This is a genomic window from Rhodococcus sp. LW-XY12, from assembly GCF_019317345.1.
GTDB classification, from domain to species: Bacteria; Actinomycetota; Actinomycetes; order Mycobacteriales; family Mycobacteriaceae; genus Rhodococcus; species Rhodococcus pyridinivorans.
This window is the reverse complement of the sequence record NZ_CP079225.1, coordinates 3,263,000-3,276,861: the sequence shown is the minus strand read 5'-3', so window position 1 is coordinate 3,276,861 and position 13,862 is coordinate 3,263,000. Positions and strand designations below refer to the sequence as shown.

Here is a 13,862-nt window from a genome sequence, read left to right as displayed (position 1 = left end):
CAACACCACGAAGGCCGTCCCCGGCAGGGGGACGGCCTTCGTGAAGCAGAGCCTGCGTCTACTACCTCGGAGCGATGAACTCAGAGCTTGTTGGCAAGCTTCGCGAGAGCAGACTTCTTGTTGGCAGCCTGGTTGGGGTGGATGACACCCTTGCTGGCAGCCTTGTCGAGCTGACGGCTCGTGGCGACGAGGAGCTCGTTGACCTTGTCCTTGTCGCCAGCGGCCGCAGCCTCGCGGAACGAACGGATCGCCGTACGAAGCGACGACTTCACCGACTGATTCCGGAGTCGGTTGCGCTCGTTGGTGCGAATCCGCTTCACCTGGGACTTGATGTTGGCCACGCGTAAAATCCTGTCGTCTTGCTGGTAGCTGGTAGGAAAGCTCTGGGTGCATCTGAGCACCGATGGACAAGGTTACCAAGAACGGATCGCAAAGCCCAAACCGGCGGTCGAATCACCCTTCTCACCGGCCTGATCGTTTCGGCCAGGACTACGCGCACCTGACTGTTGTTGTTGCGTGCCGCCGCGGGAGGGCATCTACATGGGCGGACACGCCACGGTGCACGATGTCGTTGTCGAGGTCACGGCGCATGCGTAATCTCCCTCACAGCGCGAACGACGAGTTCGCGGCTGCGGTGCATCGACTCGAAGTGTTCTACCACCAGGTTCCGCCTGCGAGCGGGACCACGAACATCGAGGTGACCCATGGAACCCCCACGCGATCCCGAGTCCCGAATCGACGAAGATCTCGCACGCCAGACCTCCCTGGAAATCAGAGACCCCGGTGAGTTCTCCGACCTGCGGAAGTACGTGGCGGAGGCGATCGGAACCTTCCTCCTGGTGTTCTCCGCGGTGGGTACCGCGGTGTTCGCCGGAACCTATGTCGGTCAGCTCGGCGTCGCACTGGCGTTCGGCCTGACCCTGCTGTTCCTCGTGTACACCATCGGCCCGATCTCCGGGTGTCACGTGAACCCGGCGGTGACGCTCGGGCAGCTCATCGTCGGTCACGTGACGCCGGTGCGCGCCGTGGGTTACTGGATCGCGCAGGTCGTCGGCGGTCTGGTCGCCGGTCTGACGCTCTACGCGGTGGCGTCGTCGTTGCCGAGCTACGACCGTGCCGCCGACGGCCTCGGGGCGAACGGCTGGGGCGCGCACAGCCCCTCGGCGGTGCACGGTCCGCTCGGCGGCGTGCTCGAGAACGGCTACGGCATCGGCGCGATGATCGTCGTCGAGGTCCTGCTCACGGCCGTGCTCGTCTTCGTGGTGCTGGGTGCGACCGATCAGGTGGCCGACGCGCCGATCGCCGGCATCGCCATCGGCTTCACTCTCGCGGTGATCCACCTGATCTCGATCCCGATCGACAACACGTCGGTCAATCCCGCCCGTAGCCTCGCCGTCGCCTTCTACCAGGACGGTGCGCTCGGGCAGCTGTGGGCATTCATCGTGTTCCCGCTCATCGGCGGAGCGCTCGGAGCGCTCGTCTACACCTTCCTCTTCGGGCGGCGGTACGGGCTCCGGGCCTCCTGAGGGCCTGCGGTCAGGGCGCGGCCCGATTCAGCTCCAGCCGAAATCGGTACGGAGCCGGGTCGCGACCTGATCGAATCGTGCGCGGGGGAGGATCGCGCCTTCGCGGCGGATGCCGTCCTCGGGGACGTCGAGCACGCGATCGAGGCGCACCCAGCTCGGGCGGTTCTCCGCGTCCCACGGTCCGGAGCCGATTCCGAGCCAGTCGCGGTGACCGTCGCGGTCGGAGTTCGACGAGAGCATCAGCCCGAGCAGCGTCCTGTCGTCGCGGCCCACGACGAGCACCGGGCGGTCCTTGCCCTCCGTCGGATCTTCTTCATAGGCCACCCAGGTCCACACGATCTCGCCCGGATCGGCGCGACCGTCGAGGTCGGGGGAGTACTCGAGGCGGCGGGCACGCTGCGCCGTGGGCGTGGTGCGCGACGCCACCGGGCGACCGGGGGCCGGACGCTTCGTGCCGGACTGGGTCTTCGCGGCACCTGGCTTCGGCGCCGTGGTCCCGGACGCGCCGGGCTTCGGTGCCGCAGTGGTACCGCTCCCCGAGGTTCCGCTCGCTGCGCCGGTCCGGCCGGCCGCGTTCAACGCGGCGCGCGCCTTGTCGAGCGCCCCGGACTGCTGCAACTGCTGGTAGATCTTCGGACCCTGGTCGACGGCGAGACGCCCCAGCTGCCTGCCCAACTTCTTCCATGTACCGGCCACGGGAACCGAGCTTAACCGGACCTGACCCGGGCGAAGTCCCGGCCGTCGCCCGACTTGGATATTCTGCAGGGTGACCGCGGTCTGCTGGCCGCTGCCAGTCCGAGTCAGGAGCACGACATCAGCACCTTCGCCGACACCACGTTCACGGACCCCGCAAAGATCCGGAACTTCTGCATCATCGCGCACATCGACCACGGAAAGTCGACGCTCGCGGACCGGATGCTGCAGCTCACCGGGGTGGTCGAGGAGCGGCAGATGCGCGCCCAGTACCTCGACCGCATGGACATCGAGCGCGAGCGTGGCATCACGATCAAGGCGCAGAACGTACGTCTGCCGTGGAAGCTCGACGGCGAAGACTATGTGATGCACCTGATCGACACCCCGGGCCACGTCGACTTCACCTACGAGGTCTCCCGCGCGCTCGAGGCGTGCGAGGGCGCGGTCCTGCTCGTCGACGCCGCGCAGGGCATCGAGGCGCAGACCCTCGCCAATCTCTACCTTGCGCTCGACAAGGACCTGACGATCATCCCGGTCCTCAACAAGATCGACCTGCCCGCGGCCGATCCCGACCGCTATGCCGGTGAGATCGCGAACATCATCGGCTGTGAGCCGTCCGACGTGCTCCGGGTCTCCGGCAAGACCGGCGAGGGCGTCCCCGAACTCATCGACGCCGTGATCCGCCAGGTGCCGCCGCCGGTCGGTGACGCCGACGCGCCCGCCCGCGCCATGATCTTCGACTCCGTCTACGACACCTACCGCGGCGTCGTGACGTACGTGCGTGTGGTCGACGGCAAGATCGTGCCCCGCGAGAAGATCAAGATGATGTCGACGGGCACGACCCACGAACTGCTCGAGGTCGGCATCGTCTCGCCCGAACCCAAGGCCACCGCCGGTCTCGGCGTCGGCGAGGTGGGCTATCTCATCACCGGCGTGAAGGACGTGCGCCAGTCGAAGGTCGGCGACACCGTCACCACCGCCCGCCACGGTGCGGAGGAGCCGCTCACCGGCTACCGCGAACCGCGCCCGATGGTCTACTCCGGTCTGTACCCGGTCGACGGCTCCGACTACCCGGTGCTGCGCGACGCGCTCGACAAGCTCCAGCTCAACGACGCCGCGCTCACCTACGAGCCCGAGACGTCCGTCGCTCTCGGGTTCGGTTTCCGCTGCGGCTTCCTCGGTCTGCTGCACATGGAGATCACCCGCGAGCGCCTCGAGCGCGAGTTCGGCCTCGACCTGATCTCCACGGCTCCCAACGTCGTCTACCGCGTCGTGCTCGAAGGCGGCCAGGAAGTCGTCGTGACGAACCCGTCCGACTGGCCCGAGGGCAAGGCTCGCGAGATCTACGAACCGATCGTCAAGTGCACCATCATCGCGCCGAGCGAGTTCATCGGTTCGATCATGGAGCTGTGCCAGTCGCGGCGCGGTGAGCTCGGCGGTATGGACTACCTGTCCGAGACCCGCGTCGAGCTGCGGTACACGCTGCCGATGGCCGAGATCATCTTCGACTTCTTCGACTCGCTGAAGTCGCGCACCCGCGGCTACGCCTCGATGGACTACGAGGAGGCCGGAGAGCAGGAGGCCGCGCTGGTCAAGGTCGACATCCTGTTGCAGGGCGAGGCAGTCGACGCATTCAGCGCGATCGTCCACAAGGACGCCGCGGCCGCCTACGGCAACAAGATGACGACCAAGCTCAAGGAACTCATCCCGCGGCAGCAGTTCGAGGTGCCCGTCCAGGCCGCGATCGGCTCGAAGATCATCGCCCGCGAGAACATCCGGGCGATCCGCAAGGACGTTCTCGCCAAGTGCTACGGCGGCGACATCAGCCGTAAGCGCAAGCTGCTCGAGAAGCAGAAGGAAGGCAAGAAGCGGATGAAGACCATCGGCCGCGTCGACGTTCCGCAGGAGGCGTTCGTCGCCGCGTTGTCGTCCGAGGCCTCGTCCGACAAGCCGAAGAAGTAGTCGCTCCTGCTGCGACGCCCACCGGAAGGATTCGCGTGCTCGACACCTGGCTCACCCGTGAACTCGGAATCTCCGTTCCTCTGCTGGGTGCGCCCATGGGTGGCCGGGCCGGTGGGCGGCTCGCCGGCGAGGTGACGCGGGCCGGCGGACTCGGCCTGATCGGTGCCGCCCGGTACAACACCGCCGAGTGGATCGAGGGCGAGGTGCGCACCGCCCGCGAGATCGGTGGTGGGGCCGTGGGATTCGGTCTGATGACTTGGGCGCTTGCCGACGACGACAGCCTCCTCACCGCGGTGCTCGAGTACCGCCCGCAACTGGTCACGCTCTCGTTCGGCGATCCCGCTCCCTACATCGAGCGCGTCCACGAGGCCGGGGCCGTCGTCCTCTCGCAGATCAACACGGTCGACGATCTGCGCGTGGTCGAGGCAGCGGGTGTCGACGCGGTGATCGCGCAGGGCCATGAGGCCGGTGGGCACACGGGCAGGATCGGTACCCTCCCGTTGCTGCAGGAGGTGCTCGAGTCGACGTCGCTGCCCGTGCTCGCCGCAGGTGGCATCGCCACGGGTCGCGGTCTGGCAGCGGTGCTCGCAGCCGGTGGGCAGGGCGCCCTGGTCGGGACGGCGCTGCTCGCCAGCCCGGAGACCGTCGGCCCCGACTACGCCCGTGGCCGGCTCGTGGAGGCCGGCAGCGCCGACACCGTCTACACCGACGTCTTCGACAAGGCCCGGCACCAGCCGTGGCCGGCGCGATGGGGCGGACGCGCCCTGCGCAATGCGTTCACCGAGGAGTGGCACGGCCGGGGCGCCGACGAGGACACCCTCGCCGCGGCGTACACCGGTGACGATCCCGACATCGGGGTGGTCTACGCGGGGGAGGCCGCCGGTCTGGTGCGCTCCGAGCGACCCGCGGGCGAGGTGATCCGGGGTATCGCCGAACAGGCGGAGACCCTGCTGTCCCGCTTCCGTTGAGCACTGCGCCGGCACACGGACGTCCACATTCGAGCTGAGGTGAGCCTCACCTGAGGTGGAGGTCGCCCATGCGCCGAGTCGTTCTCTCCGCGGTAGCGCTCGTACTGTTCGTCGCCCCGACCCTCGTGGCGTGTTCGTCGGACACCGATGACACCGCGACCGCCGGCGGCGAGACCGTCACCGTCGAGCACTCCTACGGCACGACGACGATCGAGGGCACACCCGAGCGGATCGTCGCGACCTCCAGCCAATGGCTCGACGCTCTCGTCGAACTCGGGGTGCAGCCCATCGCGTACTACAGCGCCGGCTCGTACGGCGACGAGCGCGGCCTCTATCCGTGGCAGACCGACGTCTCCCCGGATGCGGTGGCGCTGAGTCGCCTGAGACCGGCTCACGGTCCGAGATGCGCGGGCCGGAAGTTGCCCGCTCCGATCTCCCGCTCTGCGCGGATGACATGGACGACGGCATTGATGAGCGCCAGGTGGGTGAACGCCTGCGGGAAGTTCCCCAGATGACGTCCGCTCTCGGTGTCGATCTCCTCGGCATAGAGCTTCAGGGGGCTCGCGTAGTCGAGCAGGCGCTGGCACAGTGCGGCGGCCCGCTCGACCTCGCCGATCTCGACGAGCGCCGAGACCAGCCAGAACGAGCAGATGGTGAACGAGCCCTCCTTGCCCGCGAGCCCGTCGTCGGTGGTCTCCACCCGGTAGCGCAGCACCAGCCCGTCCTCGGTGAGTTCGTCGGCGATCGCCAGCACCGTGGCCCGCACCCGGGGGTCGTCTGCGGGCAGGAAGCGCAACAAGGGGATCAGCAGAGCCGACGCGTCGAGTGACGGGTGGCCGTACCGCTGGGTGAAGACGCCGCGTTCGTCGACGCCGTGTTCGAGGACGTCGGCCTTGATCTCGTCGGCCATCGCCGCCCACTTCCGGGCGTAGTCGGGACGACCCTGCAGTTCGGCGAGTTTCGCGCCGCGATCGAGTGCCACCCAGCACATGACCTTCGACGACACGAAGTGCTGGGGTTCGCCGCGCACCTCCCAGATGCCGCGATCGGGCTTGCGCCAGTTGGCCGCTGCCTCCTCGACCTGCCGGCGCAGGGTGTGCAACAGCGTCTGGGGGAAGTGCCCGCGGGACTTGACGTGCAGGTACACCGAGTCGAGCAGTGTGCCCCAGATGTCGTGTTGCTGTTGGTGATAGGCGTCGTTGCCGATGCGGACCGGGGTGGCGCCGTCGTAGCCGCTCAGATGATCGAGGGTCGACTCCGGCAACTCGCGCTCACCGCCCACCCCGTACATCACCTGGAGCGGATAGCGGACGCCGTCCGCGTCGCGTGAGACGTCGAGGATGAACGAGAAGAAGTCGTCGGCCTCCCGGTCGAACCCGAGGGTGTACAGACCCCACAGTGCGAAGGTCGAATCGCGTACCCACGCGTAACGGTAGTCCCAGTTACGTTCTCCGCCAGGTGTTTCGGGGAGTGAGGTCGTCGACGCTGCGAGCAGCGCCCCGGTCGGGCTGTAGGTCAGTCCCTTGAGCGTCAGAGCGCTGCTCTGCAGGTAGGTGCGCCACGGGTGATCCGGGAAGCGGCCCGTCGTGATCCACTCGCGCCAGTAGTCCTGGGTGGCGGTCATCTTGACGGCGGCCTCGTCGAAGGTGTGCGGCATCGGGCGGTCCGACCACGACAATGCGACGAAGGCCGTGTCGCCCTTGTGGAGTCGACGTCGCGCGCGGACCTCGCGGTCCTCGATTCCGAGGCGCAGATCCGTCGTCATGCGCAGCGTCGGATGTTCGTCCGGCGCGTTCCGGCACACCGCGGTGGCCTCCTCGTAGACCTTGCCGGTATAGCTCCATTCGGTGCGGCCGCGGTGGTAGTCGAAGGCGGGTTCGCAGCTGACGTACAGGTCGACCGTCCCGTTCACGCAGCGCACCGTGCGCAACAGCATGTGCTCGGCCTCCCAGTCGGACGGGGTCCGGCGATGCGTGGTGGAGCGTTCCTCGACGTCGTACCAGGGTGACATGACCAGCGCGTCCCGCACGATCATCCAACCCGTGTCGGTCTGCCAGGTCGTCTCGAGCACCAGACCGCCCGGCAGGTACCGGCGTGCCGCAGGAACGGTGCGGTCGTGCGGCGACAACCGGAAATGTCCCGCGCTGCGGTCCAGCAGCGACCCGAACACACTCGGCGAGTCCGGACGGGGCACGCACATCCACTCCACGGTGCCGTCACGTGCGATCAGGCAGGTGCTCTCGCAATCCGAGAGGAATGCGTAGTCGTCGATCGGCGGGAACGGACTCCGTCGGAAGGGTGCCCCCGACAGCGGTGAGGAGGAGTGGTAGTGGTCCATCCCTCCATGATCACCGCGGGCCGGGCGGATCGCAGCGCGGTTGCCGAACCTACTAGGGTGTAGGCAATGGATCGGGTGGCTTCGTGGTGGGACGGCTTCGAGCTGTGGCTCGCGGGCCTGTCCTTCGTCCCCCAGGTGGCCCTGGTGCTCGCAGTGCTGGTGCCGGCCTGCTCCGGGGTCGCATGGCTGCTCGATCGGGCGATGGCCGGTGTCTTCGGACTGCTCGGCCGCGGAGAGACGGACTCGCCCGCCACGACGACGGAGGATTGCTGACATGCCGCGTTCGCGCGTAACCCTGGCGCTGATCGCGCTGCTGATCATCGTCGTCGTCGCATGGCTCGTCTCCATGTGAGCACGCCGCTCGCGCATCCGGTTCGGTGCTCGACGTCCGGTGTCCGAATCGTCGATTTCGGTCGACCCTCGACCTCTGCTAATCTCTGCCGCGTGTCCGCGACCACTCTGCCCCGCCTCCGCCACGAGTTGGCGTTGATCGCTGTGGGCATGCCATCGGTCGCCGACATCGACTGTTGTCGCTGAATCCTCCTTCTCTCCGCGGTCCCCGTCTTCCGGATCCTCTCGTCCGTCGGTGCCGCATCCTCGCGAATCCCGGCCGGTCCGATTCCGGCAGCCCCTCGTCCGGTGCCGGTCGCGTTCATCCCCCCTCGAAACAGCCCCTCAGGAGGCTCGTCATGAAACGTTCCAGGTTCGTTGTCGCGGCGTTCGCTGCGGTCACCGCACTCTCCCTCACCGCCTGCTCCGGTGGTTCGAGCGACACCGTCGGAGCCGAGAGCGGCGGCGACGGATCCGGCGGCACGGTCAACCTCTACGCCTACGCCGTGCCCAAGGTCGGATTCGACTCGCTGATCCCCGCCTTCCAGGAGACCGAGGAAGGCGAGGGCGTCGTCTTCCAGCAGTCCTACGGCGCCTCCGGAGACCAGTCCCGCAAGGTGCGCGACGGCGCCGAGGCGAACTTCGTGAACTTCTCCGTCGAGCCCGACATCACCCGTCTCGTCGACGCGGGACTCGTCGACGAGAACTGGAACGACAACGCCTACAACGGGATACCGTTCGGATCGGTCGTGACCATCGTCGTCCGTGAGGGCAACCCGAAGAACATCCGGGACTGGGACGACCTGCTCCGGCCGGATGTCGAGGTCGTCACCCCCAACCCGTTCAGCTCGGGTTCGGCGAAGTGGAACCTGCTTGCGCCGTACGCCGCGAAGAGCAACGGCGGCGCCGACCCGCAGGCCGGCATCGACTACGTCACCGCACTGGTCACCGACCATGTGAAGGTGCAGCCGAAGTCCGGTCGCGAGGCCACCGAGACCTTCCTGCAGGGCACCGGCGACGTGCTGCTGAGCTACGAGAACGAGGCACTGTTCATCGAGCGCAACGGCGACCCCGTCGAGCACGTCACCCCGCCCGTCACCTTCAAGATCGAGAACCCTGCGGCGGTACTGAAGAACGCGAAGGACGTCGAGGTCGCGCAGGCGTTCAACGACTTCCTGTACACCCCCGAGGCCCAGCGCCTGTGGGCCGAAGCCGGTTTCCGGCCCGTCGATCCGACCGTCGCCGAGGAATTCGCCGATGAGTTCCCGCAGCCGGAGAAGCTGTGGACCGTCGCCGATCTCGGCGGTTGGGAGACCGTGAACGAGGAGCTGTTCGCCGACAGCACCGGCACCATCGCGGTGATCTACGACAACGCAACGAAGTAGAGCACGCGCGTGACCGTTTCGGAACACACCGCCGGGTCGGGAGGTTCGTCTCCCGCCCCGGCGGGTTCGCGTCGCCGGCCGTCCGCCACGGCCCCCGCCCGACCACGACGCCGGATGTTCACCGGCGCCGTCGGGCCCCTCGGTATCGGCATCGCCACACTGTGGTTGAGCCTGATCGTCGTGCTTCCCCTCGCGGCCCTGGCCTTCCACTCCGTCTCGGACGGTCTCGGGACGTTCGTCGATGCGATCACCGCTCCGGCCGCCCTGGCGACCCTACGGATCACCGTCGTCGTCTCGCTGGTCGTCGCGGCGATCAACGCGGTGATGGGCACGGTGATCGCCTGGGTGCTCGTCCGCGACGAGTTCCCGGGCAAGAAGTTCGTCAATGCCCTGATCGACCTGCCCTTCGCGCTACCGACGATCGTCGCGAGCATCGTGCTGCTCTCGCTGTACGGGCCGCAGAGCCCGATCGGTGTGCAGCTCAACGCGACCGAGCCGGGACTGGTGGTGGCGCTGGCGTTCGTCACGCTGCCGTTCGTGGTGCGCTCGGTGCAGCCGGTGCTCATCGAGGCCGACCGTGAGGTCGAGGAGGCCGCCGCCTCGCTCGGCGCCGGCAACTTCACGATCTTCCGCACGGTCGTGCTGCCCGTGCTCGCGCCGGCGGTCCTCGGCGGCACCGGCCTGGCATTCGCCCGCGCCATCGGCGAGTACGGCTCGATCGTGCTCATCGGCGGCAACATCCCGTACAAGACCCAGGTCGCGTCGCAGTACATCCAGCAGCAGATCGAGATCGACCGGCCGGTCAACGCCGCCGCGGTCTCCGTCGCGCTGCTGGTGATCGCCTTCGTCGTGCTGTTCGTCCTGCGCCTGGTCGCGAATCGGGGGCTGCGCCGAGAGGAGGACGACCGGTGAAACCGTCCCTCGCATCCCGACTGTCGCTGCGCTTCGTCGCGCTCGCCTACCTGTTCGTACTGTTGCTCGTCCCGATCGGGGTGATCCTCTACCGCACCTTCGAGAACGGCATCGTGGCGTTCGCCGAGTCGATCAGCACCCCGGCGGCGATCTCGGCGCTGAACCTGTCGCTGCTCATCGTCGCGATCGTCGTGCCCGTGAACGTGATCTTCGGCATCGTCGTCGCGCTGGCGCTCGTCCGCGGCAGATTCCCGGGGAGGGGACTGTTGCAGGCCGTCGTCGACCTGCCCTTCGCGGTCTCGCCGATCGTCGTGGGTGTCGCCCTGATCATGTTGTGGGGCGCCAACGGCTGGTTCGGTGCCGTCGAGGATCTCGGCTTCAAGGTGATCTTCGGCCTGCCGGGCATGGTGCTCGCGACGATCTTCGTGACGCTGCCGTTCGTCGTGCGCGAGGTCGAACCGGTGCTGCGCGAGATCGGTGAGGAGCAGGAGCAGGCCGCCGCGACCCTCGGCGCGAACACCTTGCAGACCTTCTGGCGGATCACGTTGCCGGCGATCCGCTGGGGCCTGACCTACGGCATCGTCCTCACCGTCGCGCGGGCCCTCGGCGAGTTCGGCGCCGTCATCATGGTCTCGTCCGGCTTCCCCGGCGTCTCCCAGACCCTGACGCTGCTCGTGCACGCCCGGTACATCGACGACCACAACACCTTCGGCGCCTACAGCGCCGCGACCCTGCTCATGGCCATCGCGGTGATCGTCCTGCTGCTGATGACCCTGCTCGACCGGAAGAGGACCACCGAATGATCACTGTTACCGGGGCGCGCAAGAACTACGGAGATTTCGCCGCACTCGCCGACGTCGACATCGACATCCCGTCCGGCTCGCTCACCGCCCTGCTCGGACCCTCGGGTTCGGGGAAGTCGACGCTGCTGCGTTCGATCGCCGGCCTCGAGACCCTCGACGCGGGCACCGTCCACATTGCCGGTAAGGACGTCACCGGCGTCACCCCGCAGAAGCGCGACATCGGTTTCGTCTTCCAGCACTACGCCGCGTTCAAGCACATGACCGTGCGCGAGAACGTCGCCTTCGGACTCAAGATCCGCAAGCGGCCCAAGGCCGAGATCACGAAGCGGGTCGACGACCTGCTCGAGATCGTCGGGCTCGGCGGGTTCCAGCGACGCTATCCGGCGCAGTTGTCCGGTGGCCAGCGTCAGCGCATGGCGCTCGCCCGTGCTCTCGCCGTCGACCCGCAGGTGCTGCTGCTCGACGAGCCGTTCGGTGCCCTGGACGCGAAGGTGCGCGCCGACCTGCGGACCTGGCTGCGCCGCCTGCACGACGAGGTGCACGTGACCACCGTGCTCGTCACGCACGACCAGGAGGAGGCGCTCGACGTCGCCGACCGCATCGCGGTGATGAATGCCGGACGTATCGAACAGGTCGGAACGCCGGAGGAACTCTACGATCGCCCGGCGAACAGCTTCGTGATGTCGTTCCTCGGGACGGTGTCCAAGCTCAACGGCGTGCTGGTGCGGCCGCACGACATCCGGCTCGCCCGGCAACCTGCGCTCTCCGACACCTCCGGCGGCTCGGTCGGTGTCACGCGGGCGACCGTCGAGCGTGTGGTCCGGCTGGGCTTCGAGGTGCGCGTCGAACTGCGCAACGACGCGACGGGTGAGCAGTTCACGACGCAGATCACCCGCGGCGAAACCCACGACCTGGGGCTCGTCGCGGGCGACACCGTCTACGCGCACGCTCCGGCCGCGTCGGAGACCGCCCCGCTCGGTACCGCCGCACAGTAACCGAGCGGGGGACTCGAGGGTCACGCGGGTCGGCTCAGTGGGCCTCGGTTTCCGATCGGTGGTGGGCGCGGCAGATCATGACCGGACAGCAACTGTGATGGATGAGTCCCTGACTGCTCGAGCCGACCACCGCAGCGGCCAGCGGGCTCCGGCCGTGGCTGCCGACCACCACGAGCTGGGCACTCTTGGATTCCTCGAGCAGGACGATGTCGGGCTTGCCCCGCTCGACCCGGTAGGAGACCGCGACGTCGGGGAACCGTTCGGTGTGCCCGGAGGTATGCGACTTCATCTCCTCCCTCCGGTGCTCGACGTAGGCCGTCCAGTCCGTGAACCGTGACCCCTCGCCGTAGGTGAGCGTGGACTGCTCCGTCCAGGTGTGGATCGCGACGAGGGGTGCCTCGAGCGCCGCGGCGGTCGCGAACGCATGCTCGACGGCGGACTCGCTGACCTCGGTGCCGTCCACTCCGACGACGACCGGGCGCCCGTCGGGCGGTTGGAATCCGTCGCGGCTGCGCCACGTCACCACCGGGCATTCCGCGTGGTTGGCCACCGACACGACGTCGGAGCGCCGGATCATCGACTCCCACTCCGTGGTGGTCGTGTGGCCGAGGACGATCATCCGTGCCTCGCGCGACAGGTCGGTGAGCACTCGATCCGGCTTGCCCGACGGAGTGGACCGCCGGACCTCGACCCGGTCGACCGCGCCCCGAACTGCCGCTTCCGCGGCGGTCAGAACGGCTTCCTCCGACGGGTCGGTCCCGTCGCCGGAGGTGGGGGGATGAACGTGGACCAGGTCGATCGGTTCGCCGAGACGTCGGGCGACGCAGGCGGCCCACCGGGCCGCATCGAGTGCGCTGTCCGATCCGTCGATGCCGACGACGATTCCGTGACCGACATTGGCTGTGCCCATGCTGCCTCCTCGCGTCACCATCCAGTGTGGTACGGATCGCAGTCTGGGCGCCAGTCCTGCGCACCTCGGCACGCCCGGAGCACGACCTCCCGGCAGCTAGTCGCCGACGGCGTCCTTGCCGCGCTGCACGATCCTCGGGTCGGCCGGGAAGACGATCTGACGGTCCTTGTCGTCGTACTCGAACTGGTTGAGGAAGAACCGCATCGCGTTGACCCGGGCCCGCTTCTTGTCGTTGGACTTGATGGTCGTCCACGGCGCCCAGTCGGTGTCGGTGCGCCGGAACATCTCTTCCTTCGCGTCGGTGTACTGGTCCCACTTGTCGAGCGATTCGAGGTCCATCTCCGACAGCTTCCACCGCCGCACCGGATCGAGCTGGCGGATGGCGAAGCGCGTGCGCTGCTCCCTCCGGGTGACGGAGAACCAGAACTTCGTCAGGGTGATGCCGGCGTCCACGACGAGCTTCTCGAACAACGGGACGTGCTCCATGAAACGTTCGTACTCGTCGTCGCTGCAGAAACCCATGACCCGTTCGACGCCGGCTCGGTTGTACCAGGAGCGGTCGAACAGTACGAGCTCACCGGCGGTGGGGAAGTGCTGGATGTAGCGCTGCATATACCACTGGCCCTGCTCACGGTCGGACGGCTTGTTCAGCGCGACGGTCCGGGCGTGCCGGACGTTGATGTACTCCTGGAACCGCTTGATCGTGCCGCCCTTGCCGGCGGCGTCGCGACCTTCGAACACGATGATGTGCTTGGAGCCGTTGTCCTTGGCCCACGACTGGAACTTCAGCAGTTCGATCTGCAGGAGATACTTCTCGACCTCGTAGGTGGCGCGGTCCATCCGGGTGTCGTACGGATAGTTCTCCCGCCAGGTGTCGACGGCCCGGCCCTCGATGTCGATCAGATCGGGGTCCTCACCGTGGTCGTCGCGCACCGAATAGCCCTCCGTGCGGAGCCGATCGATGTAGCGCCGAAGTTCGTTCTGCACGTGAGGCCCTCCCGGATCACCGATGTCGTCGGACGACGACCGTGACTCCGTTG

Annotated in this window: 14 protein-coding genes; 9 read left to right on the top strand and 5 right to left on the bottom strand. The window is 67.7% G+C overall.

Going from position 1 to position 13,862, the window contains the following annotated elements:
- Positions 1–80 precede the first annotated feature (80 nt).
- Positions 81–341 (bottom strand): 30S ribosomal protein S20, encoded by a 261-nt coding sequence (gene rpsT / locus KXC42_RS15290; protein WP_006554505.1) that lies wholly within the window; start codon positions 339–341, stop codon positions 81–83.
- 363 nt (positions 342–704) lie between these two features.
- On the opposite strand from rpsT, the gene KXC42_RS15285 reads away from it, so the two are divergent.
- Positions 705–1,526: an aquaporin gene (locus tag KXC42_RS15285; RefSeq protein ID WP_006554504.1), complete on the top strand. Its 822-nt coding sequence runs from the start codon at positions 705–707 to the stop codon at positions 1,524–1,526.
- 27 nt (positions 1,527–1,553) lie between these two features.
- Here KXC42_RS15285 and KXC42_RS15280 read toward each other — a convergent pair whose 3' ends face one another.
- On the bottom strand, positions 1,554–2,222 hold the full coding sequence (locus KXC42_RS15280; protein ID WP_019288360.1) for a type II toxin-antitoxin system PemK/MazF family toxin: 669 nt from the start codon (positions 2,220–2,222) through the stop codon (positions 1,554–1,556).
- Between the two features lie 63 nt (positions 2,223–2,285).
- Between KXC42_RS15280 and lepA the strand changes: the two genes are divergently transcribed.
- On the top strand, positions 2,286–4,181 hold the full coding sequence (gene lepA / locus KXC42_RS15275) for a translation elongation factor 4 (RefSeq protein ID WP_259443777.1): 1,896 nt from the start codon (positions 2,286–2,288) through the stop codon (positions 4,179–4,181).
- A 35-nt stretch (positions 4,182–4,216) separates the two neighbouring features.
- On the top strand, positions 4,217–5,149 hold the full coding sequence (locus KXC42_RS15270) for a nitronate monooxygenase family protein (RefSeq protein WP_006554501.1): 933 nt from the start codon (positions 4,217–4,219) through the stop codon (positions 5,147–5,149).
- Positions 5,150–5,540: 391 nt separating this feature from the next.
- Here KXC42_RS15270 and KXC42_RS15260 read toward each other — a convergent pair whose 3' ends face one another.
- Entirely contained in the window at positions 5,541–7,487 is a 1,947-nt protein-coding gene (locus KXC42_RS15260) for a glycoside hydrolase family 15 protein (RefSeq protein ID WP_019288358.1), read from the bottom strand.
- Between the two features lie 66 nt (positions 7,488–7,553).
- On the opposite strand from KXC42_RS15260, the gene KXC42_RS15255 reads away from it, so the two are divergent.
- The 6 genes from KXC42_RS15255 to KXC42_RS15235 all read left to right on the top strand — a co-directional run bounded on the left by KXC42_RS15255 (position 7,554) and on the right by KXC42_RS15235 (position 11,912).
- On the top strand, positions 7,554–7,760 hold the full coding sequence (locus KXC42_RS15255; protein ID WP_019288357.1) for a hypothetical protein: 207 nt from the start codon (positions 7,554–7,556) through the stop codon (positions 7,758–7,760).
- Between the two features lie 171 nt (positions 7,761–7,931).
- The gene (locus tag KXC42_RS27770) at positions 7,932–8,024 is read left to right on the top strand and encodes an Ms4533A family Cys-rich leader peptide (protein ID WP_309568822.1); all 93 of its coding nucleotides are present in this window, start codon (positions 7,932–7,934) and stop codon (positions 8,022–8,024) included.
- 152 nt (positions 8,025–8,176) lie between these two features.
- Positions 8,177–9,202, top strand: coding sequence for a sulfate ABC transporter substrate-binding protein (locus tag KXC42_RS15250; protein WP_019288356.1), 1,026 nt, complete (start codon positions 8,177–8,179; stop codon positions 9,200–9,202).
- A 114-nt stretch (positions 9,203–9,316) separates the two neighbouring features.
- Complete coding sequence (gene cysT, locus KXC42_RS15245; RefSeq protein WP_219130496.1) at positions 9,317–10,114, top strand: sulfate ABC transporter permease subunit CysT; 798 nt, start codon at positions 9,317–9,319, stop codon at positions 10,112–10,114.
- Complete coding sequence (gene cysW, locus KXC42_RS15240; protein WP_200358224.1) at positions 10,111–10,917, top strand: sulfate ABC transporter permease subunit CysW; 807 nt, start codon at positions 10,111–10,113, stop codon at positions 10,915–10,917. The genes cysT and cysW overlap by 4 nt, the downstream gene beginning before the upstream one ends.
- The gene (locus KXC42_RS15235; protein WP_019288354.1) at positions 10,914–11,912 is read left to right on the top strand and encodes a sulfate/molybdate ABC transporter ATP-binding protein; all 999 of its coding nucleotides are present in this window, start codon (positions 10,914–10,916) and stop codon (positions 11,910–11,912) included. The genes cysW and KXC42_RS15235 overlap by 4 nt, the downstream gene beginning before the upstream one ends.
- A gap of 34 nt (positions 11,913–11,946) precedes the next feature.
- Here the strand turns inward: KXC42_RS15235 and KXC42_RS15230 are convergent, their stop codons facing one another.
- Together KXC42_RS15230 and ppk2 are read right to left on the bottom strand one after the other, a co-directional pair.
- Positions 11,947–12,822 (bottom strand): universal stress protein, encoded by an 876-nt coding sequence (locus KXC42_RS15230; RefSeq protein ID WP_019288353.1) that lies wholly within the window; start codon positions 12,820–12,822, stop codon positions 11,947–11,949.
- A gap of 96 nt (positions 12,823–12,918) precedes the next feature.
- Positions 12,919–13,809: a polyphosphate kinase 2 gene (gene ppk2 / locus KXC42_RS15225; protein WP_006554492.1), complete on the bottom strand. Its 891-nt coding sequence runs from the start codon at positions 13,807–13,809 to the stop codon at positions 12,919–12,921.
- Positions 13,810–13,862 lie beyond the last annotated feature (53 nt).